At 36.4% G+C, this 23,063-nt stretch carries 20 protein-coding genes; 10 read left to right on the top strand and 10 right to left on the bottom strand.

Going from position 1 to position 23,063, the window contains the following annotated elements:
- Nucleotides 1-602: 602 nt before the first annotated feature.
- The 3 genes from AC5P2S_RS05935 to AC5P2S_RS05925 form a co-directional block, all read right to left on the bottom strand.
- Nucleotides 603-6,032 (bottom strand): hypothetical protein, encoded by a 5,430-nt coding sequence (locus AC5P2S_RS05935; protein ID WP_494556600.1) that lies wholly within the window; start codon nucleotides 6,030-6,032, stop codon nucleotides 603-605.
- A gap of 89 nt (nucleotides 6,033-6,121) precedes the next feature.
- The gene (locus AC5P2S_RS05930; protein WP_283417418.1) at nucleotides 6,122-6,973 is read right to left on the bottom strand and encodes a tail fiber domain-containing protein; all 852 of its coding nucleotides are present in this window, start codon (nucleotides 6,971-6,973) and stop codon (nucleotides 6,122-6,124) included.
- A gap of 23 nt (nucleotides 6,974-6,996) precedes the next feature.
- Nucleotides 6,997-7,533, bottom strand: coding sequence for a TetR/AcrR family transcriptional regulator (locus AC5P2S_RS05925; protein WP_283417419.1), 537 nt, complete (start codon nucleotides 7,531-7,533; stop codon nucleotides 6,997-6,999).
- A 186-nt stretch (nucleotides 7,534-7,719) separates the two neighbouring features.
- Between AC5P2S_RS05925 and AC5P2S_RS05920 the strand changes: the two genes are divergently transcribed.
- The 4 genes from AC5P2S_RS05920 to AC5P2S_RS05905 all read left to right on the top strand — a co-directional run bounded on the left by AC5P2S_RS05920 (nucleotide 7,720) and on the right by AC5P2S_RS05905 (nucleotide 11,380).
- Nucleotides 7,720-8,421, top strand: a complete 702-nt coding sequence (locus AC5P2S_RS05920) for a response regulator transcription factor (RefSeq protein ID WP_494556599.1) — start codon at nucleotides 7,720-7,722, stop codon at nucleotides 8,419-8,421.
- A 3-nt stretch (nucleotides 8,422-8,424) separates the two neighbouring features.
- Nucleotides 8,425-9,816, top strand: coding sequence for a sensor histidine kinase (locus AC5P2S_RS05915; protein WP_283417421.1), 1,392 nt, complete (start codon nucleotides 8,425-8,427; stop codon nucleotides 9,814-9,816).
- A 178-nt stretch (nucleotides 9,817-9,994) separates the two neighbouring features.
- On the top strand, nucleotides 9,995-10,486 hold the full coding sequence (locus AC5P2S_RS05910; protein WP_494556598.1) for a hypothetical protein: 492 nt from the start codon (nucleotides 9,995-9,997) through the stop codon (nucleotides 10,484-10,486).
- A gap of 45 nt (nucleotides 10,487-10,531) precedes the next feature.
- On the top strand, nucleotides 10,532-11,380 hold the full coding sequence (locus AC5P2S_RS05905; protein ID WP_283417423.1) for a YoaK family protein: 849 nt from the start codon (nucleotides 10,532-10,534) through the stop codon (nucleotides 11,378-11,380).
- Nucleotides 11,381-11,498: 118 nt separating this feature from the next.
- Here the strand turns inward: AC5P2S_RS05905 and trxB are convergent, their stop codons facing one another.
- Nucleotides 11,499-12,467 (bottom strand): thioredoxin-disulfide reductase, encoded by a 969-nt coding sequence (gene trxB / locus AC5P2S_RS05900; RefSeq protein WP_494556597.1) that lies wholly within the window; start codon nucleotides 12,465-12,467, stop codon nucleotides 11,499-11,501.
- Between the two features lie 225 nt (nucleotides 12,468-12,692).
- Nucleotides 12,693-13,730, bottom strand: coding sequence for a DNA polymerase III subunit delta (gene holA / locus AC5P2S_RS05895; RefSeq protein WP_494556596.1), 1,038 nt, complete (start codon nucleotides 13,728-13,730; stop codon nucleotides 12,693-12,695).
- Between the two features lie 8 nt (nucleotides 13,731-13,738).
- Between holA and AC5P2S_RS05890 the strand changes: the two genes are divergently transcribed.
- A complete protein-coding gene (locus tag AC5P2S_RS05890; protein ID WP_283417426.1) occupies nucleotides 13,739-14,173 on the top strand; it encodes a type I restriction enzyme HsdR N-terminal domain-containing protein in 435 nt (144 codons plus the stop codon).
- A gap of 17 nt (nucleotides 14,174-14,190) precedes the next feature.
- Here AC5P2S_RS05890 and AC5P2S_RS05885 read toward each other — a convergent pair whose 3' ends face one another.
- The 5 genes from AC5P2S_RS05885 to AC5P2S_RS05865 all read right to left on the bottom strand — a co-directional run bounded on the left by AC5P2S_RS05885 (nucleotide 14,191) and on the right by AC5P2S_RS05865 (nucleotide 19,403).
- Nucleotides 14,191-15,201: a VWA domain-containing protein gene (locus tag AC5P2S_RS05885; RefSeq protein ID WP_494556595.1), complete on the bottom strand. Its 1,011-nt coding sequence runs from the start codon at nucleotides 15,199-15,201 to the stop codon at nucleotides 14,191-14,193.
- Between the two features lie 4 nt (nucleotides 15,202-15,205).
- Entirely contained in the window at nucleotides 15,206-16,075 is an 870-nt protein-coding gene (locus tag AC5P2S_RS05880; protein ID WP_283417430.1) for a VWA domain-containing protein, read from the bottom strand.
- A 152-nt stretch (nucleotides 16,076-16,227) separates the two neighbouring features.
- Nucleotides 16,228-17,184, bottom strand: a complete 957-nt coding sequence (locus AC5P2S_RS05875) for a BatD family protein (RefSeq protein WP_494556594.1) — start codon at nucleotides 17,182-17,184, stop codon at nucleotides 16,228-16,230.
- Nucleotides 17,185-17,262: 78 nt separating this feature from the next.
- Entirely contained in the window at nucleotides 17,263-18,123 is an 861-nt protein-coding gene (locus AC5P2S_RS05870) for a DUF58 domain-containing protein (RefSeq protein WP_494556593.1), read from the bottom strand.
- A gap of 275 nt (nucleotides 18,124-18,398) precedes the next feature.
- Nucleotides 18,399-19,403 carry an AAA family ATPase gene (locus AC5P2S_RS05865; protein ID WP_494556592.1) on the bottom strand — a complete coding sequence of 335 codons (1,005 nt, stop codon included), beginning with the start codon at nucleotides 19,401-19,403 and terminating at the stop codon, nucleotides 18,399-18,401.
- Nucleotides 19,404-19,602: 199 nt separating this feature from the next.
- On the opposite strand from AC5P2S_RS05865, the gene AC5P2S_RS05860 reads away from it, so the two are divergent.
- The 5 genes from AC5P2S_RS05860 (at nucleotide 19,603) to AC5P2S_RS05840 (ending at nucleotide 22,998) form a co-directional block, all read left to right on the top strand.
- Entirely contained in the window at nucleotides 19,603-20,082 is a 480-nt protein-coding gene (locus AC5P2S_RS05860) for a DinB family protein (protein WP_494556591.1), read from the top strand.
- A 52-nt stretch (nucleotides 20,083-20,134) separates the two neighbouring features.
- Complete coding sequence (locus tag AC5P2S_RS05855) at nucleotides 20,135-20,533, top strand: hypothetical protein (RefSeq protein ID WP_494556590.1); 399 nt, start codon at nucleotides 20,135-20,137, stop codon at nucleotides 20,531-20,533.
- A gap of 208 nt (nucleotides 20,534-20,741) precedes the next feature.
- Entirely contained in the window at nucleotides 20,742-21,488 is a 747-nt protein-coding gene (gene rlmB / locus AC5P2S_RS05850; RefSeq protein ID WP_494556589.1) for a 23S rRNA (guanosine(2251)-2'-O)-methyltransferase RlmB, read from the top strand.
- 226 nt (nucleotides 21,489-21,714) lie between these two features.
- Entirely contained in the window at nucleotides 21,715-22,758 is a 1,044-nt protein-coding gene (locus tag AC5P2S_RS05845) for a DUF6263 family protein (protein WP_494556588.1), read from the top strand.
- A gap of 9 nt (nucleotides 22,759-22,767) precedes the next feature.
- A complete protein-coding gene (locus AC5P2S_RS05840) occupies nucleotides 22,768-22,998 on the top strand; it encodes a hypothetical protein (RefSeq protein WP_494556587.1) in 231 nt (76 codons plus the stop codon).
- The last annotated feature ends 65 nt before the right edge of the window (nucleotides 22,999-23,063 follow it).

The raw sequence follows: 23,063 nt of genomic DNA, 5'->3' as shown, positions 1-23,063 counted from the left end.
TTCTAAAATGCGAAAAATTCCTATGGATAATTATTTAGGCATTACAAAAACTAAAATCTTTGGTTTAAATCTGAAGATGAAGAGATACATTTTTTCAAGAAAATGAAGCCCTTGTTTACATCAAAGAGGATTTAGGGTTAGGATAGAAACTAAAAAACCGTCCGGAAGTATTAGAATATTGAAAAAATATTATAATAATGAACATCAAACAGAACCTTGATAATTTCTAATACGAAGCAGATCTCAATTTCACGACTTCACACGATTTTAAAATACAAATTCTTGCCCACGAAATCATTCAAATCCCAAAATTTTGAACCATAATCTTAAAACAAAATTATGTCACTCAGCATCATTACCAGAGAAGACTTCAGGGATTCAAAATTGAGTTATAGGAAATTAAAGTTTATTACACATTAAAACTTCAGAGCATCTAATCCATTCCATAAAGAATGATGACATTTTTAGGCAGTTACCATAAGTTAATAACTTTTGAATTCATATATAAAAAAAAGAAGATCATTAAGACCTTCTTTTTTCAAAGTGTGTTGATAGAATCTGTGCTTGTGTTTTATTTAATTAATTATTTCATTTGAAATATTCTATTCATTATCAATCCTGATCCATTTACCATTATCAATACCTTCATAGAAATGATCATTATGATAAATGATTGCTCCTTGAATATAAGGCTTATTTGAGGGTAAGGTAAGCGCTTCCGGTAAGGCTTCTTTATTTCTTAATAAGAAAATGTCGGTTCCTTCTTTGATGACGATTCCTATTCCAGGGATCAATTGTGTCACATTGACATCTATAGGTTGATTAGCAATAGTAATTGAAGATAATTCCGCCAATCGTCTTGCTCCGGAACTTGCTGTACAGCCCCTCAATTCGCTTCCGTACAACTGAACAACTCCTGGTGTTGTACAATCAGGATTAATGTTCACTACAATATCTTTGGCTATCGCAACAGGACAAGCCATACCTGTTGCAAATCGAATCCCTTTCAGATGATAGACAAATGAGCCTACAATATTTCTTGGCTGATTAAGTGTTGCCACACCATTTGCATTGGAAGTGATTTCCATATCAGGACCATTGTTGATGCTGTAAGTAAAAATATAAGTCTGATTGGTTAAGCTTCCTTTAAAAGTTACCACAACATCACTCGTAGCCTGAATCAAAGCACTGATTGCAGTAGTAGACGTATTATCTAACGCTGATGCAACAGACGAAATCGTAAAGTTTTCTGTAATATTACATCCATCCTGAGCATACACCACTTTTACACTGTAATTTCCCGGCTGGGTAAAAGTAACCGTTGGAGAAGTGCTGATAACTCCGGCATTCGGTGCTCCAATTTTTGTCCAGGTATATGATGCATTTGGATCTGTTCCGTATAATGCTGCTGCATCATATGTCTTAGGAAACTCTGACGAACACAATGTTTTGTTACCGCCAAATCCAACTGCCTGAACATTGGTAGGTACAATGGTAAGATTAGTAGTATTTCCCAAATCCTGACTGTTTCCATAAGCACTGACAGGACGTGAAAAATTCATGTCTTTTACGGATGCGTAAAACATAGTATAAGCAGCTGCCGGATCAAGATTGATGATAGTTTGACCGGAAGCAGCTGTTCTGCTCACGTTAATCCTGTTACATGAAGTTCCTGTCATAAAAAGATTTTCTGTTACCGTTTGCCCACTGGCAATGGTATATGTTCCGGGATTGAAATATAAAGTTTTGTAATTGCCTTTTGATGATAGTGTACCGCTTCCAAGGAAAGTTACTTTATTGAAATTATGAACAGGAGTTCCACCATTTAATGTACCTGCAGTTGTTATCGTCACATCTCCGAAGTTGTTTACATTTGTTACACGAACATAGAAGTTACCCGTTGTTATTTTAGAGTCGATGGCATTTATCGTTACCGGATAATTGTTGTAGGAATCAATAGTAAAGGTTGGACTATTAATAACTGATTGTCCAAAGTTCAATACAGGACCTATATTCTGAGGATAAATTAATTCAAATTTAGAAGAGCTTAAAGTCGTTAAAGAATTATTATTAGTTTTAAAACCTTTTACATTTGTCCCTGCGAGTCCGCCATTATAAGCACTTTGAAGTTCAAAATAATCCTGAGTAGCAGCGATACTGATTAATGTACTTACCCCTTTGGTATCAATATATCGGGTAATTCCGGGAGTTGAACTCTGTTGCATTATAATATTGAAAGGAACTGTAGATCCGGATGGTACACTAACAGTTGCATCACTTTGTAATGTAAGATTTCCGTATATGGATAATAAATATACCCGATAAGGATCTGTTCCAAAATGTAGAATGGGTTTATTAGGAGCATTATCAAACGTCATATTCTTCACATTCCTATTACCTGATATATATATCCTGTTTTGTGCAGCTGTAAATCCGGAATTGACATCAAAGAAAACATTATCCGTAGCACGCGGTGGAAAACAGTCGACGATTGGAGTTCCTCCCGAAGTTAAAGACCAGTGTTGTGCATCGTCAAAATCACCCTGTCCTCCTATCCAGTATAAATCACGACCTCCCGGAACCGCATTAAAGTTGAAGCCGGTATTATTACCCGCATCAATACTACTACTCACCTCATAGGTCTGTCCTCCTGATGAAGAAAGCCCTTTGAGGTATGCATTTGTAATTTTAAAATCCGTTGCATTGTAGCTTGGGATTACAATTTGCTTTGAGGTGGCATCAGAACTTATGATTGCCAGCTTATCCGAGCTACATTCTCCTAATATGTTCATTTTTTGCTGAACATAGATATTACTTCCTAAAGAAACCGTATTTTTTCCGCTGATATTAAGTGTGTTTACTTTATTCAGGCTTGCGATATGAAGGGTGCGGAAACCAGGTCCAGTATAAGCATTCGAACTTGAATAAGGTAATATATTCAGTTCATTGATGGTTCCCTGAGGAAAACTGAAAATGGCATAATATCCGGGATAAGAAGAGTTATCCTGATAGGTTGATTTAATATTTATTTTTTCAATATAATGGTTACGAGCATTAAAACTGGATTCCAGATATTGATAATATATAGGAGTGATATTAATAACACTATTAACATCCTGTATTGGCTGCACGGTATTTACACTTAGTGAGTTTACATTAATAGTACTGTTGTTGAGTATCAGTTTTTCTCCTGAAAAATTCATCAGTAGAGATTGTGCTGTTACATTAGTAAAATCCAGTGTAGCACCTGTATTCTGACGAATACTGTAATCGCTTTTCATTGTCCCGGTCACTGCCCATGTGGCATTACCTGTAAAATCTAAATTGGAAATCCCATTGACTCCCGACATATTGATCGTCTTTAAAGCGCCTGTAGGTTTACCCAAGTTCGTAAAATACCAGTATTTGTAAGTATCTCCAAAATTACCACTGACCGAAAAATTAGATTGCAGAGACAGATTACCATTGATCGTCATGGAAAAACTATTCATATACATTATTCCTGTAGCTGGAGCAGGAACCGTCCATGTCATATCATTCACTCTTGCATAATTATTAAGAATAATATTACTGCCGGTTACCAACCCTGAGTTGGCATCAAAAAAGACATTATCATAAATAGTAGGCGGCCCGCAACGATTAGCAGGATCAGTACTTCCGCTTACCACAGACCAATGTGCCGGATCTTCCCAGTTTCCGGCACCGCCAACCCAATACAGGTTTTTTCCGGTAGGTGCTGTAAATGTTATTCCTGTATTGTTCCCATTGTCAATAGAATTATCTGCTAATACAGTTGCTCCACTCGCCGTTATATTGGTTATATTTAATCTGTTGAGCTGAACAATTCCGTTACCATTGACATTACTTCCCAATACCAATTTTCCCTTTTGCGCAGATGAGATCCCGCTCATATTCTGCATAGAAGAACAAGCATTTCTGTTAAAAAGAAATACATCGGTAACAGAGAAAGACGGACTGTAACCGTAATTACCGAAAATTATCCCTCCGGTTCCGTTGTGAATAAAGCTTTTGGTAGAAATTGTAGAATTGGATGTATTATACCCGTTAAGAAGAAAATCTGTTCCGCTTACGACCTGCATCGTATTGGCAGAAATTTTTCCCCGAACACCTACACTTCCAGTGCCATTAAAAATAATACTATCAATGAAATGATTATTGGTATCACTATTAACCATAACTCCGCCAACTCGGGCAGTCGTATTCTGAGCATTAATAGCCTGTACGGAAGAAATGGTAATACTAACTGCGGTGATATCCGAATTGCTTATTGAAACCGAATTCCCACCCAAAGTCATTTGCTGAACACTTATTTTACTGTTATCAGCAAAAAGATTGGCTGCACCACTGGAACTGAAATTAAAGGCACCAATGGATTTTAAATGATAATCACCAGCTGTATTGGGAGCAATCAGATAATAATTCCCTACTCCGTTAACAGTAATATATGCCATAGTGTTTCCTTCAAAGCTCATATAATAATTCGCAGATGAAGATGTTCCTGAGAAATTAAAACTGGTATTGGTTGTATTTATTTGCATATTCTTTTGCAGGTAAACACTGCCATAAGAGGTTGCGGTATATACATTCCATTGTGGGATTCCAGGAACATTCAGCCATTTCATATTCCGGAATTCTGTATTTTGACCATTACTTGCAGAAACAATTAGCCCTGTCCCGGAATTCTGATCGAAAAAGACATCATCCCATCTCATCGGGACGCAATTTGCAGGTGTACCTCCTGAGGTCAAAGACCAATGAGAAGGATCGAACCAGTTGCCGGCTCCGCCTATCCAATAATAGGTATTGGAAGTGTAATTGTTATAGGTAATGTTGCCGATATTTCCGCCACCGTCTGTTGCTGCAGTATAGTTAGCGCCTCCGCCTGCATTAATGTTGGTAATGGTATAATTGGGAAAATCCATTGCCACGCCTGCCGATGCTATTATTTTTCCTTTATAGGTATAGCCGCTGTTGGAAATCCCAAGTGACGGTGATATTCCTTTACAAGATACATTGGCGGTAAAGCTTTGGTTTATCTGAAGATAGTAATTAATATTAGTATTGTCTAAAGAATAAATCAAATTATTAAGGTTCAGATTATTTACAGAAATCAAACCACTAAATGTTGCATTACTGTTCATTACCATTTCATCAACATTCAAAACTCCTATTGTAGAGCTAATTACCGGCTTGTACATATTGGAGCTCGAAGTAATTTTTTTTACGGTCTGTTGTTTTGTAAAAGTTAATCCGGGGCTATTAATATTGTAATTATTATAATAGCTGTGCGTGGTATTATTGATTATGGAATTAGAAAGATTAACCTTATCGTTGATGTTGGCAAAGGTTGTGTTAATGACGATATTTCCGAAATCAGAAACGGTGCTTGAGTTGTAATTGAAATTCTTTACAGTAATATTTTTACTATTGGTATCCAGCGAAGCGTTATCTTGTATCGTCAATGCCATATCGAAATGATCACCGCCAAGATCATTGATCAGTTTCCATTTTCCGTTTCCTGTGAGATAAACATAAGCCGATTTAGTATAACCCCAACCACCATAATCGTCGTAAGAAGTATTATTTATCCAGTAGATATCCGAGGGTATATCTATAAGATTGGGTGTGATCTGTGTATTATCATACATTAGCGTCATACCAGTATTCTCTGATAGATAAGCACCTTTCCGCCATTGTACATTTCCGTAGATACTAATACCAGTGGTTAGTCTAAAATTACCGGTAAAGCCATCCTGAACGGTAAAATTTTTACAAATAGGCGATGAGCCGGAGATAATCCCCATAGTTGCGGTAAAACCACTCGAATTGGTAATAAATACATTATCATATCTGGAAGGAATAATAGTCGCCTGTGGACCCGTTGACGAGCCGATCCGCCAGTGGTTCAGATCGCTCCAGTCGCCGGTTCCGTTTATCCAATAGTAATCGCTTTGTGCAAAAATCTGCTGAAAGATTACCAAAAAAAGAAGGAAATATAATTTTATTTTCATTGTATTAAGAATTACAAGTTGATGATTAATTGAAAGTCTTTTCAGACTTCAACCTGACAAATACATCGAAGAGAGCATTAAATCCGGGACTATTTTCCCTTTTTTAATTGTTGTATCTCTTTTTGTAATTCTTTGATTTTCTTATCCTGTTCCTGGACATTTTTGAGTAAAAGCGGAATCAATTCATTATAGTTTACAGACTTATAGCCTTCCGAATCTGTATTTACAATGTTCGGAAGCACTTTTTCCACTTCCTGCGCTATTAAGCCATATTGAAGTTGCCCATTTCCGCCTTTCTTCTTACCCAATTCGTTCCAGAAATAAGAAACAGGATTTAATTGTAGTAAAATTTCTTCCGCATTGGCAATTGGAGTAATATTTTGCTTTAATCTTGCATCCGAATTATAATCCACCGCGCTGGCTTTTACTGTCCCTGCAACATCCAGCTTTGCAGAAGGATTAGCTGTCCCTATTCCCACACTTCCGACACCTGAGAAAATAAGATTTTTGCCGTTCAGTTCTACATTTCTGGCTGCTTGTGCGGTTGTAATGGTTCCGTCCGCTGTATAAATATTGGACGTCAATCCACCAATATTTTCCCAAATTGTCCCATTCCAGTAATAATATCCTGCCTGGGTAATTTTGGCAACACTTGCATTGGAAACCGCAGGAGCTGATGTGGCATAAATCATTAAAGATTCGGTTCCTGATTCCAGGTTGGCTGTCATCGTTTTGATTTGATCCCCGGTTAATCTTGGGATCATAAGACCTTCGACCTGCAAAGCACCATTAGTTTTTGCGACAACTTCCAGAGTCGATTTGGGAGCCACTGTATTAATGCCTACTTGTGAGAATAAAAACGGACCAATCAATAGTATTACTAAAATGCAAAATCTAAATATAGCGGAATCAGAGGATTCCAATGATATATTATTTTTCATAGTTTGTAGTTTTTGTGAGTTTTTTAGTTTAGATTTTTAATGATATCAATAAGTATTGTTTTGGATTTTACAATTAATTCGTTCGATCTGTAAAGCTGGCTGGTAATAATGGAGCTTTCAAAAAGGAGATAAATGTGTGCTGACAAAATTTCATCTTTGATTTCGATATCGAAGGCATCTCTCAATTTTTTCTTTTGATCGCGTATAGTGGTATGTATAGCCAATTTTTCTTCTGGCACTTCAGAGAGAAGGTTGAGAAAGCTGCATCCTCTGAAATTTTCCTTTTCATTCATGTACATCAAAAAATCAAAGGAACTGAGAATTTTTTCTCGCAAAGAAGAAGCAGGCTTCGTGAAGTTTTCGAGTTCTGACACCCAATAATCAAATCTTTTATTCAAAAATTCTATACACAAGTCATCTTTTGATTTGAAGTGGGCATAAAAACTTGCTTTGGAAACGTTTGCCTCCATAATAATCTGGTTAATCCCGGTATTATTATAACCCTGCTTATGAAATAAAGTATAGGCAGTATTCAGGATTCTTTCACGAGGTGGATGCATTTTGTAAGATTTGTAACAAATATAAATAAAAAATGAACAGACAAGTCTGTTCATAATAATAATCTGTTATAATTATTTAGACTAAAAAAATATACTGTTCAAAAAGTTAATAACATAAAATAATTTTCTTTATATAATCTCAAATTTCTCTGCTAACAGTAATTTTATATTTTTGTAGAATTAGTTATGAAAAAAATTATTCTGATAGAAGATGAATCCAGTGTTGTTTCCTTTATCAAAAAAGGATTGCAGGAACTTGACTATGAGATTTCCGTAGCTCTGGACGGTAGAACCGGTATCAAATTGGTTGATGATAACGATTTTGACCTGATTATTCTGGATATAATGTTACCAGACATCAACGGTTTGGAAGTCTGCAAAGAAATCCGGAAGAAGAATAAAATTGTTCCTATATTATTTTTAACAGCGCTGGATTCATCCGAAAACATTGTGCTTGGATTAGAAAGTGGCGGCGATGATTATCTTGTCAAGCCTTTCAAATTCATAGAGCTAGTTGCCAGAATAAAATCCCTTCTCAGAAGAAGTGGCCACAATAACGGAACAGAACCAAACGAAATTGATGATAAAAACACCTATCAATTTTCGGATCTGACAGTGAATGATTATACCAAAAAAGTGACTCGTGCCGGAATAGAAATCTCATTAACCTCAACAGAATATAAGCTCCTACTCTATTTCCTGAATAACCCGGAAAAAGTAATATCAAGGGCAGAAATACTGGAAGCAGTTTGGGGCGTTAATTATGAATTGGGAACCAATGTTGTGGATGTTTACGTTAACTATCTCAGAAAAAAACTCGATAATCAGGAAGATGACAAACTGATTCATACTGTAATAGGAATGGGTTATGTGCTCAAAAAATCATAAACAATGCTGAAAGGAAATCCTACCAATCAAACCAAAACAATGCTTCTCCTGATGCTTGTTTTCACAGTCGTCATTCTGCTGTTCAGTGGATTGGTATATTTTTCCATTGTTAATTTTTCTCATCAGCGTTTTTATGAATTACTGAAAATCCGGGCGACGACGATTGTCCAAATCGAGAAAAGTAAAGAACATCTCGACATCCCGAAAAATCATATTCTGAATAGTCTGAATGACGAAGAGCTCCCAATGGAAAAAGATTATGTATTCGAGGTTCCGAAGGATTCTAATTACAGTCAGATATCAAATCAAATCCATATTCCGGATAGTTTTTTCAAAAGTATTGTCAAAAAAGGAGAAGCCAATTATAATGACAAAGAATTCTACTACATAGGACAGTCTTTCAAATCTGATAATAAAACATACATTGCCATTGCATCTGCTCAAAACCATTATGTAGTCTATTATCTTGGCTATCTGAAAAGAACTTTGATTACCTGTATGATTCTGGCATTGTTTTTCTCAATGATCTTTTCTTTTTACCTATCAAAAACACTATTCCGTCCGATTCTTAAAATCACAGGCAAAGTAAAAGAAATCAGTTCAGAGAATCTGCATCTGAGACTAGAACCTCAGCCAGGAAACAAAGAATTAAATGAACTGGTTGACACCTTCAACGATATGTTGAACCGTATAGAAACATCCTTTGAGACACAGAATCATCTGATCGGAAATGTATCTCACGAACTCAGAACACCTTTGACTTCGATTATGGGAGAAGCTGATGTTGCGTTGTCTATCCCCAGATCAGAAGAGCATTACCAGGAAACGCTTCAAATCATTCTTAATGAAGCCGAAAAACTGGACAAGAAAATAAAGGCTTTGCTGATGATCGCCCAAACAGGATTTGACGGTAAAATCCAGAAAATGGACAAAGTAAGAATGGATCAGCTGCTCTGGGACGTTATCGAAACGGCAACAAGGATCAATTCCAAAAATAATGTTTTTATGGATATCAGTATGTTGCCAGAAAATCCTAAAAAACTGAAAGTCCAGGGTAACGAGCAGCTTCTTCATCTTGCAATGGCAAACATCATCAATAACGGCTGCAAATATTCTAATTTTCAACAGGTTAAAGTTTCCCTTGGTGCAACAGACGATCACGTTTACGTCATTATCAAAGACAGCGGAATCGGGATTCCGGATTCTGAAATGGATAAAATCTACGATCCGTTTTTCCGTGCTTCGAATACGAAAAACTATGAAGGTTACGGAATAGGCTTACCATTAGCAAGAAATATTATCCGAATCCATAATGGCGAATTGATCGTGAATTCCAAAGAAAATGTGGGAACGACAGTTCAGATTCGTTTTCCGATCTATGTTCCGACCGAATAAAACGTAGAATTGTCCGCAGCAAGCTTATATTTTTCTCATCAACTAATTTCTTTTTTGAAATTCTAATCTCATTTTAATCTCTTTAATTACATTTTAATTTCGTTCCAAAAGTATTCTAATCTGGTCATTATAGTTTTGTATCATCAAAAAGTAACAAAACCAATTAAATCACAATATTATGATCAAGACCATTTTAATTGCTACGGATTTTTCTCTGGAATCTCTTGAAATTCTGAAAAAAGTTCTTAAAAATAAAACTGAACAGAATGACGAGAATCAATACAATATTCTTTTCGTTTCGGGATACGATATGGGCGATTCTATCAGAGATCTCTTATTCACCACCAAAAGTTCGATTTTTGAAAAGATAAGATCTAAGGAATTTTGCGATGCTTACAGCATTATCAACAACAAATATCCGAACCTGATCAACAAAATCACTTGTGACATCTTCACAGGTAGCTTCCAGAGAACTTTCAACAGTTATATCGAAACTGCTGCGATAGACGAAGCTTACTTCTCATCAGCAAAAAGCAGAAACCTGAAAAAAGGTCAGTTTGATGTAACACCATATTTGAAAAAATGCAAGCATATCAATGCTGTCGAAGTTCTAACACAGGCGCCGGAATTTGTTCCTGAAAAAGGAAGATTAGCAGAAGTTTTCTTGTAAAAAATATATTCAAAAACACATCAAATCAATTTTAAATAATAAATTATGTTAAGAAATTATAGTAACAGCAGAACGTTGGGAGACAACATCAGACTGGGGACGCTGACTGCATTCACCGCAGGAACTATAAATATAGCATCTCTATTGATATTCTTATCTTTTACATCCAACGTAACAGGACATTACGCAATCTTGGCAGCAGAAATCAGCCAGGGAAACTGGACACAGGTTGCCGTTGTGGGCGGATGGATTTTCCTATTCTTCTTTGGTGGATTTGTAGCCAATATGAGTGTCATCAACTTTAATAAAAAGAGTAAATATTTTGCGCACGCATTGCCAATTATACTGGAAATCCTTTGTCTTTTGGCGGTAGGAATCTACGGACAATTTTATTACAGAAAGACCCTGGAAGAAACGGAAGCTTTGGTAGCATTAATGTTATTTGCAACTGGTTTACAAAACGGTTTAACAGCTAGTATCTCCAACTTCTCTGTAAAAACAACCCACTTAACTGGTACAACAACTGATCTAGGGATATTAGCATCTATGTTTACGCAGAAAAAATTCAGAAAAAACCCTGAATTGATGGGTAAGGCTAAGCTTTTGCTAAGCATAATGACGGCTTATGTTCTTGGCGCTGTGTTCTCAGGATTGACTTATTATCATTTGGAATTCCGGGTATTTTATGTGATAAGCATTTGTCTTTTGGTTGTCATCGGTTATGATTTTTACAAAATTAACCTCAGACATTTCCATACGGAATACAGGTATTATAAAATCTATCATAAACCAACCTTCATTGCATTTTTGTACTACAAGATCCATAATAAAGACGAGAAAAGAACTGTAAGTAGACCTAATACTAATGCAAAATTGGCTTTTAGCGACAAGTAATTATTCCTCCAAAAAACACTTCATCATAAATCAAATTTTTGTAATAGTTCTTTATTAAAAAACCGTCCCGGAAAATTTCGGGACGGTTTTGATTTTATGATATTAAATAATCTTTCAATTATTGCTCAACCCAAGTATGATTTTCGCCTGCTAATTCACCGAGATATTTTTCTGCATCCATTGCCGCCATACAACCGCTTCCAGCAGCTGTAATTGCTTGTCTGTAATGGTGATCCTGAACATCTCCGGCTGCGAAAACACCAGGAAGATTAGTTCTTGCAGATTTGCCTTCCGTAATGATATATTCGTTTTCGTCTAAATCGATTTGTCCTTTGAAAAGTTCTGTATTGGGTTTATGACCAATAGCAATAAAAATCCCGTGAACATCTATTGTAGAAATCTCATTGGTCAGATTATTAACCACTTTAGCTCTTTCTACCAAGTTGTTTTCACCTTCGATTCCGATGAGTTCGTGATTGTATTTCACTTCGATATTTGGTGTACTCAAAACTCTGTCAACCATTACTTTGGAGGCTCGGAAATGGTCCTTTCTTACTAACAATGTGACTTTGTTACAAATCTTGGAAAGATAAGTGGCTTCTTCTGCAGCTGTATCTCCAGCGCCCACAACTATTACATCTTTTCCTCTGTAAAAAAATCCGTCACAAGTGGCACACGCAGAAACGCCGCCGCCAGCATATTTTTTCTCATCAGCCAGTCCCAGATATTTCGCCGCCGCACCTGTGGAGATAATGACACTTTTCGCCAAAATCTCACGAGAACCTGTACTCAGTTTATGAATGCCACCTCTAACTTTGGAAAACTCAACTTTGGAAATCATCTCGTAATGAACTTTGGTCTCGAAACGTTCCGCCTGCTTTTGCAACTGAAGCATCATTTCCGGCCCGGTAATTCCATCCGGATAACCCGGAAAATTTTCTACTTCCGTTGTTGTTGTTAATTGTCCGCCTGGTTCCAGTCCTGTGAAAAGTTCAGGTTTCAGGTTTGCTCTTCCTGCATAAATTGCGGCTGTGAAACCAGCTGGTCCGGAACCTACAATGACACAGTCTAAGATATTGTTCTCCATTTTTATTATTAAATTATTTTTTTTAAGGATATGAATATTTCTTTCGAAATAGCAATTTTCAAATATAATTCTTTGTTTGAAAAATCGGGTACAAATTTCGGGAATTAATTATTCAGAACCTATCTAAACTGTCGATGTGAAATATATGAATGGTAAATAATTAATCTTTCTAAAAAACCACTCCGGCAAAATTTCTTTTGAAACCCCTTCACTGAAAGGGAATTTTTACACTGAAACTTTCAGTTCATCTACTTTAATGATTTTATAAACCATTTCCTTATAGATTTCTTCATCTTCCATTTGTCTTACACCGAGACCTTTGGATTTTAAATCCATCTCGCGGAGAATAGAAATCACTCTTGTAGCGTGCTTCAACGGATAAAATCGCGCTGCCTCCGAATAATCTTTAATCGCATAAGGATTAACACCCATTGTTGAAGCAATGGTCTGCGGAGATTGTCCCGACAAAGTGTGATAAATAATAATATTGGAAAAGAAATTGTAAAGTGCTCCGAAAGCCATTTGAACGGGATTTGATTTTTTATTCTTTCCCATATAATAAGCAATGCTGAAAGCTTTTGCCTGGTCTTTCGTCGCTAATGCTTTCTGCAGTTCGAAGATGTTGAAATCTTTGCTGATGCCGATGTGTTCTTCGATAATTTTTCCATCCAGAACTGCGCCGTCTTTGAGAACGATTTTCAGTTTATTCAATTCGTTAGCAATTCTGGAAAGGTCGTTTCCAAGATATTCTGCTAAGAGATGACTGATGTTTGGTGCAGATTTGATTCCCATTACGGTCATTTCACCTTGAATCCAGGTCGGAAGCTGATAATCTTTCATCTTCTCACTTGTGAAAAGCATTCCGGATTTAGCAAGAGTTTTTGCCACTTTTTTCCTCGCATCCAGCTTTTTGTGTTTGTGGGCAATTACCAGAATAGTTGAAGGAACAGGATTTTCCAGATAAGTTTCCAACGCCTTGGATTCCTCGTCATTCAGTTTCATATCCTGCGCTTCTTTCACAATGATGAGTTGTTTGTCGCCCATCATTGGATATTGCCTTGCCAAAGAAAGAACTTCCAGATAATTGGTATCTCGACCGTAAGCAATGGTTTGATTGAAAGCTTTCTCGTCTTCTTCCAAAACATCCTGCTCAAAATGTTTGACCGCCAAATCGATATAAAAAGCCTCATCGCCCTGAAAAAAATAAACCGGTAAAAGTTCTTTATTTTTAATATTTTTGAGGATAATATCTATTTCTTTCATCTTAAAGTATGCAGGTTCCGAAACTAAATTTTGAAAATCAGTTTGATTTTCAAATCAAACAAGACAAAGATACATTTTTTATCTATGATCTGGTAAGAAAAAGCTGGCTTGTCTTGACACCGGAAGAATGGGTAAGACAGCATTGGCTGCATTATTATCGTTTTGTACAAAAGAAAAATCCATCGTCATTAATTCTTGAAAGAAAGCTGGAACTGAATGGAACTACGAAACGAATCGACCTGCTTATTACAGAAAAAACAAAACCAAAAATCCTTATCGAATGTAAAGCGCCCAATATTGTTTTAAAAGAAATCCACTTTGAACAGATTGCCCGCTACAACAGCTTAATTGGTGCTGAGCAAATCATTATCAGCAATGGTTTTCATCATATCTTTGCGGATTATAAAGATGGTAAATACCAGTTTTTGAATGCGAAGGTATAATGAGGTTCTTAAAATTTCTATAAATTAAAATCCTTCTTCGGATTGAAAAGATAAATCAAAAGGAAAAAGAAAACCGATATACCCAAAAAATATTGATAGTAATGCACCGCAGATTGAGAACTGATCACGCTTGTTGTGCCGGCAGCTGTAGATTTGTGTAGCTCATTAATAAGATTGTTAATCGCGTTGTCCAGATTATTTCCGTCAAGGTAACTTCCGCCGGTTGAAGATGCGATATTTTTTAATGCTTTGGTTTGCAGTTTCGAAACAACCGTTTCGCCATACATATCGGATTTGTAGCCCATTAATTGTCCGAAATAATATTCCGGAATTGGTGCGCCTTCTTCGGTTCCGACACCAATTGTTGTAACTCTTATTCCTTCTTTTTTTGCGAGGTTAATCGCTTCATCCTCGTGACCTTCGTTATCTTCACCATCACTTATTAATACAATATTCCTAGAACCTTTTGTTATATTTTTGAATTTCTGAGCCGCGATTTGAATCGGTTTCAAAAAATCGGTTCCCTGGTTTTGAACTACACTGGTTTCGATTCCCAAAAGGTAGTTTTCTGCCGCCGAATAGTCGCTGGACAAAGGCATCACAGAGTATGAATCGCCGGCAAATACAATGATTCCTACTCTATCATTCGTCAGCTTTTGAAGAGAATTAATGATAATATTCTTTGCTTCCTCCAACCGGCTTGGCTGGATATCCTGGGCATTCATAGAGTTGGAAACATCCAGAACAAACATCGTACTGCTGACATTCTGCTTGACACTGATCTCCTCTTTTCCACCCAAAAGGTCAATAATCGAAAATATCAGGAATAAAAAACCTAACAGATACAAAACCGGAAACAACTTGGCAAACCAAGATGTTTTTTCAAACAACACATCCTGAAATCTGCCTTCTGCAAAAAGGTTTCTTTTGCGGTTTTTCCACCGGATATAATGAATAATGAAGTAACCAATGACAGGCAACAAAAGAAGTAATAACAGATACCAGTAATTTCCTAAATACCAATTCATCAGCTTAATTCAAAATTTTAAAAATAACCCAACGGAGCAACGCATCCAACAATAGAAATCCTAAAGCCACCCAAAGAAAAATCCTGAAATATTCTTCATAATTATACAATTTGGAAGTTTTGACATCCGATTTTTCCAGTTGATTAATTTCATCATACACATTCTGCAGGCTGCTGTTGGAAGTCGCACGGAAGTATTTTCCTCCGGTCAATTGTGCGATATCGATCAACGTGTTTTCATCGATTTCGGTTTTCTGTTCTGTAAAAACAATATCTCCAAAAATATTAGTACCTGTCGGAAACGCTGCAAACCCATTGCTTCCAATACCAACTGTATAGACTTTGATCCCGTTATTTTTTGCTAATTCTGCAGCAATTTGTGGCGGCATCGCATTCAAAACGGTATTGACGCCGTCGGTCATCAAGATGATGATTTTACTTTTAGCTTTGCTTTTTTTCAAATGGTTTACAGCAACGGAAAGCCCTTCTCCAATCGCCGTTCCAGGTTGTAATTCCAGAGGATTTAATTGATTCAGTTCATCCACTACAACTTGGTGGTCGGTTGTCAAAGGAACCTTGGTGTAAGCTTCTCCTGAATATGCAACCAAACCAATTCGGTCGTTGTCTCGTTTATTAACAAAATCAATAGCGATTTTTTTAAGCGCTTCCAACCTGTCCGGATCTAGGTCTTTCGCCAACATACTGAGCGAAACGTCCACGGAAAGCATAATATCAATTCCTTTGGACTCATCTCTATCCTGAGAAATAGTGTAAGTTCTCGGTCTTGCCAAAGCAATAATCAAAGCGGAAAGTATGAAATATTTCGAAATCTTAAGAAAAGTCATCACAAGAGAAATGCTTCCTGTCGGTTTCATATTTTTAACAGAAGGCACTGCAATTCCCCGACTCTTTTTTTTGCCAGCATCCAATATCAATAATGGGATGAACAATAAAAAAAGTAATAGAAAAATCGGACTGTAAAACTCGAAATTCACGGGTTGATTATAATTGAATTTTGATTAATGATTTATTTGAGTTTTCGTAATTTGGATTGGTCTTCAGCTGAGATTTCTGTGACAGAATTATTTCGAAGATTCTCCGCTTCCACGTCTTTGGTAGAACGTTTTACGAAATCCCGAATTGCTGTAAAATCTTTTGACATTATCTCTTTGGTCGGAATCGTTTTCGCAAACTTTACCAAGTCGCCACGCAAAAATATATCTTCCACTATTTTTTCATTTTCCTGAGAAATAGCGTTCGTATTTTTCATATAATCGATTAAATCATCGGTCAGCAAAACATCTGCAGGAATCTGATATTGCTTGGTAATAAAACCTCTGGTAATTTCAATCAGTTCAACATAGAAAGCACGGAAATTTTCGTTCTCGATATAATTTTTCTTTCTAAGTTTTTCCAAATCCTTTAAGGTCTGATTCGTAGTAACTACAGGGCTATCTTTTCGCTTTCTACTCCATTTTACAATGCCAATAATCAAAACAATAATTGCAATAATTATCAAAGCCAAAAGAACGTAGAACTTGTATAGATCCCAATAGTCTTTGACATCCAACTCCACTTCCTTGTTCTTCATAATGTCATTAATCTGGTCGCCTTTTTTTGCGGTATTAATGACTTCCACTTCGTACGGAATAGTTTTAAGGATTTTATCTCCAACTTTTACCTGAATCTCGGGAATCTTAAATTTTCCTTCCTCAAAAATGGCAAATTTTACGGAGCGCAGATAGATATCTTTCTGTTTCGCAATACTGTCATTGACCATTTCGAAGTGAAAAGGCAGCAACTCGTTCCTTGGTGCAATCTGAACATCTTTCCCGTCCAAATCCAGAATCTGAATCTTGAAAACCGCCACTTCGCCCAAAGCCAAAGTGGTTTTGTCCAGATTCGAAGACAAGGTTTGTGAAAATCCTAATGAAAAAAAGAATATAAAAAACGAAAAAAATATTTTGAATAGTCTGTAAGGCATTTATATAATTGACAGTTGTTGTTTGATAGTTGTTAGTCTATTGTGTTTTGATTCTTTGTTCTTTTACTCTTGCTTTTTCTATTTCCTGAAATATTGATAAAGTAATTTGCTGTAATCATCAGATGTATTGACATCAAGAAAATGGGCAGAAGAATTTTCAAATTCTTCTTTAATTTGGCGCATCTTCTGCTTTTGCTGTTCCGCAAATTCATAACGCCACCTGGAACTGGAAGTATTTGCCCAGACTTGTTTTCCGGTTTCTGCATCGCGGAATAGTGCGTAACCGATATCAGGAATCTCCATATCTTTTTCGTCAAAAACCCGAAGTCCCAACAACTGATGTTTTCTTGCTGTAACGTTAAGGATTTTCTGGTCAAATTCATCTTCAAAGTCAGAAAAAACAAACACCAGAGATTTTCTTTTGAAAACACTCATCATATAATTGAATGCCGAATTCAAATCCGATTGTGCAGGAACATAATCTGCAGTGAGGATATTGCTGATAATCGACAAAACGTGCTTTCTGCCTTTTTGTGGCGGAACAACTTTCAGCACTTTATCAGCATACAAAATCAATCCAACCTTATCATTATTTCCCGTCGCCGAAAATCCGAGAGAAGCGCAAATCTCCGCAACGTATTCTCTTTTCAATTGATTTTTTGTCCCGTAATCCATAGATGCAGAAATATCGACAACCAGCATCATTATCAGTTCCCGTTCTTCTTCCATTACTTTCACGAATGGTTCACGGAAACGCGCTGTTTTGTTCCAGTCGATTCGACGTGTATCATCTCCGAACTGGTATTGTCTTACTTCGGAAAATGTCATTCCCTGACCTTTGAAAGCGCTGTGATATTGTCCCATAAGCGATGCTTCCGTTTTCTTTCGAGTCCGGATTTCTATCTGCTTTACTTTTTTGACAATGTCTTTTATTTCCAATTTAATTTTTAATATTTTTTGTCGGTCATCAGTTGATAGTTTTCAAATCATCTCCTATCATAACAATTCGACAATTGACCACTATCAACAGATAACCAGATTTTTAAGACGAAATTTGTCTTAAAAATTTTAATATTTAGTCCTGCTCCTACGGAGCTGTTTCCATTCACGTATGATTTTCTCTAAAAACATTTCGTTCCTACGTAACTTTCCAGCTTAAAGCTTATCAAGTTAAAAACTCCTTAACGCTATAACTCACAAACACTCGAACCAGACTAAGGCGCTTGAATTTTACTAAGAATTCTATTGACAATTTCGTCCTGAGTCACTTCTTCCGCTTCCGCTTCGAAACTCAATCCGATCCTGTGTCTCAGAACATCTTTCGCAATTTCTTTCACATCTTCCGGGATCACAAAAGCTCTTCCTTTGATAAAAGCATAAGCTCTGGAAGCAATCGCTAAATTGATACTTGCTCTCGGCGATGCACCGAAACTGATGTAATTTTTAAGGTCAGACAAACCATATTTTTCAGGATAACGGGTTGCAAAAACCATATCCAGAATATATTTCTCGATTTTCTCATCCAGATAAATCTGATTGATGAGTTTTTTGGCTTCAACAATTTGCTCAAGATTAACGACCTGGCGGATTTGCGGAATATCCTGCGTAGAAATCATTCGCATTACTTTTCTTTCATCTTCAAACTCAGGATAATCGATTTTACACTTCAGCATAAAACGGTCGGTCTGCGCTTCCGGCAAAAGATAAGTTCCTTCCTGATCAATCGGGTTTTGGGTGGCCAATACCAGGAAAGGTTTTGGCAGAGGAAGTGTTTCATCGCCTATAGTTACCTGCTTTTCCTGCATTACTTCAAGAAGTGCGGACTGAACTTTCGCTGGTGCTCTGTTGATCTCATCTGCCAAAACGAAGTTCGCAAATACCGGCCCTTTTTTTATAGAAAAATCATTGTCTTTGACATTATAAATCATTGTTCCTACAACATCTGCAGGCAATAAATCCGGCGTAAACTGAATCCGGGAAAACTGTCCGTGAACAGCTTCTGCCAAAGTTTTGATTGCCAAAGTTTTTGCTAAACCGGGAACGCCTTCCAAAAGGACGTGACCATTTCCCAGAAGTCCTATCAAGAGACGGTCAATCATATATTCCTGACCAATAATAGCGCGGTTGATTTCTTGTTTTAGAATATTAAAAAAGTAATTCTGTTCTTTTACTTTCTCTGTAAGCTGTCTGATATCTTCAGCTTGATTCAATTCTGACATAGTTAATCTTAATAATTGGTAAATTTCATATAAAAACCTGCAACGGCAAACACAATAATTGCTAATCTTGCGTTAAATATTTGTTAAAGTAAAGTTCCAAATGTTACAAACTTTTGCGTTAGATTCTAATAAATATGGATTATTTGTCGTTTATTTATAATTAATATAACTTTGAACTAAATAAACTTTTATTCAAAAAATGAATTATCATTTTGCCAATCACAGACAAGTCAGAAAAAATCTGCTTGATATTTTACAAAATACTTCGGAAAAAGACCTTCTCACGATCCCTGACGGATTCAATAATAATATCTACTGGAACATCGCCCATTGTGTTGCGACACAACAATTGTTATGTTATTACCTTAGCGGAAACCAATTCCGGATTGATAAATACTGGGTGGAAACTTACAAAAAAGGAACTTTTGCTAATGTAGATGTGAAGCAGTCCGAAATGGAGGATTTAGCTTATCTTTTGATTGAAACTTCAAAAATTCTGATGAAAGATTTTGACAATGATTTTTTCCAGGATTACACACCCTATTCCACCAGTTTTGGGATTGATTTGAAAAATATCCAGGATGCAATTATTTTCAACAATATGCACGAGAGTATTCATTACGGATATATTCTCGCACAGAAAAGAGCTTTGATTGGCGAAGGATTGAGTAGTTTATAATTGAGAAATGATTTCAATGAATTTGCGATATATTTTTCCGATTTTAACTTTAATGATTTTATCTTTTTCAAAGTCGGAAAATGAGCGGTTCAAATATTATCAGCCGATTAGCAAAACTCAGGAAATCGAAGTGCTTTATCTGACCTGGGCGGACATGAATTTGCCTAACTTTATCAAAACATCCGATTACAATAAGTTCGTTGACAAAGCGGAATTAATTGACCATTGTTTCTACGTCGATTCCAAAATTCCGGAAAAACGAAAATTTAAAATTCCGGTTACGACAGATCAATTGATTAAGAAAATTCCATTAAAATTGAAAGGCAAATTCTTCAAAACCAAACAGTTTGATGATACTTTCCCAACACCTCTTTTTGAAGATCTCAGAAAAACCGGTGATTTGAAATTCAAAACGGAGAATAATGAATTTCTGGTTTTTGTTTTGGATTAAATTATACAAACTACAAAAATTAAAAAGTTTTTTAACTTAATATTTCGTTGAAAGTTCAAACAACTTTATAAGTTTTTCTTTTTCAACTTATTCCAAATCAATTCTATAATAATTTCCTTTTGTGCCTTTTGTGGTTAGAAATTTTACATTTTTCTTAAGATAAAACTAAAATCAAAAGCCTTACTTTTGTCAATTCAAAATCTCATTAATGAATCAAGAGAAAAAAGACGATTTTATTTTCGGGTTAAGGCCTATATTAGAAGCTATCGAAGCAGGAAAAACTATTGACAAAATATTTGTGCAGAATGCGTTGCAGGGCGAAATCTATATTGAACTGAAACAACTTCTTTCAAAACATAACATCCGTCCCAATTATGTTCCTGTAGAAAAACTGAATCGTTTTACCAGAAAAAACCACCAAGGTGTGGTTGCTTTCATTTCTGATGTTCCATTCCACAAAATCGAAGATGTATTGCCTCAACTTTTTGAAGAAGGTAAAACACCTTTTATCTTAGTTCTTGACCGTTTAACCGACGTCAGAAACTTTGGTGCCATTTGCAGAACTGCAGAATGTGTTGGCATTCATGCCGTTGTCATTCCTGAAAAAGGTGCAGCACCGATTAATTCTGATGCAATTAAAACGTCTGCAGGCGCCATTTACAATATCAAAATCTGCAAAGAAAAAAACCTTGCGCATACCGTTGATTTTCTGCAGCAAAGTGGTGTTTCCGTTTTTGCAGCAACAGAAAAGGCGCAGAAATTGATATATGATGTCGACTTCCGAGAACCCTGCGCTATCGTGATGGGAAACGAAGAGACAGGAATTTCCAAAGAAGTACTTCATCACGCTGATGAAAAAATAAAACTTCCAATAGAAGGTAAAACCCAATCACTGAACGTCTCTGTAGCTTGTGGTGCCATTCTCTATGAAGCGGTGAGACAGAAGTTGAGTTAGAGAGCTTGAGTGTTAGTTTCCCAACTTTCTGAAACGTACAACTGCAATAGGGATAGCAGTGGAAATCCCTTTTATTTTTGATGGCATTGAGCTTCGGGAAATAAAAAGATTGTAACGGATAGCCCGACCCGAGCGGTGGCCTTGAGCTCTAGCGAGGGGATTGCCCAAAATATTATATTAAACACAGAATGGTAAAAAATCATTCATCATTTATCAAATATCATTTATGAAAAAATTAACGGCGCTTGCGCTTATTGCAATAACATTAACAGCTTGTAAAAAAGAAACGAAAACAATTACAAGAGTGGACCCGAAAACGGGAAAAACAGAAACCGTAACGGTAGAAGTTTCACCGGAAGAAGCGGCAAAACCAAAAGCGATTGCTGACAGCAGTGGCATTTATAAACAAAAATTCATTCTGGAAAAAGGCGTGACTTATCCTTTGGTGTCTTACCAGAGAGAAATCCAAACATTTACTTCACCGGACGGAAAAACAATGTCAGGAACCAATGAAACCACAGACGAAATGTCTGTAACCGTAAACGATTTCAAAGACAACATTTATGATATGACGCTCAATATGGTGGGCAAAAGAATGTCAAGTTCTGCCAACGGAAAAACAGTTGTTATCGATACCAAACAATCTGCGCCAAAAGAAGATGCTCTGAAAATGGATTATATGGTTAGCAAAGGCCTGGCCGGCAACAAACTGAATGTAAAAATGGACGCTTTCGGAAACATCAAATCGATAACTGGTTTCGATACTGTTCATAATAACCTGAGAAAAGCAATCGCAGGAACAATTAAAGATAAAAAACAGCAGGACGTGATTATTGAAAGCTTCAAAGCAGGCTTCAATGAAGAAATGATGAAGGAGCAATTAGGAAAAAATCTGAAACTGATTCCGGCAAAGGGTGTTAAAATCGGAGAAAAATGGACCACTTCTGAAGACATCGACCCAAGTGGAAAGCTGAAGCAAACATTGACTTTCACTTTGATAAAAGTGGAAGACGGCAAGGCAGAAATAGATGTGAAAGGAACAATTCCTTCCAAATCCGACAAGCAATCCAAAGACGGAATGACGCACACGATGAGTATGGGCGGTTCTGAAAGCGGAAAAATCATTGTCGATGAGAATACGGGCTGGCTTCTGAATCAGAATCTGTCGGTAAAAACCAATCAGAAAGAATCGTTGTCAGACGGTAAACAGACGCAAAGTATGTCGAAAAACTCGACAACGTCTATCATCATTAATCCTTCTTATAAATAAAATCAGGAAATGAAATACATTTTCGAATTCATATTAGCAACTATTATTATATTCTTCGTTTGGAATATTTTGAAAAGATTGTTTTTTAATGCATTCTATAAAAATTTCCCAACATTGAATCCTAAAAATCAACAGCAGAACCATCAGCAAGCCACTTCTAAAAAAATGCCTGCGAAAAAAGTAAATTGGGATGCGGAAACTGTAGATTACGAAGAAATAAAGGAAGAGAAGAAACCTTAGTTTAAATCTTAATTAAAATAAACACAAAACCTTTCAGATTTTTGAGTCTGAAAGGTTTTTTAATA

The sequence above is a fragment of the Epilithonimonas sp. 33E genome, assembly GCF_059372615.1.
This window is presented reverse-complemented; position numbering and strand designations above follow the sequence as displayed.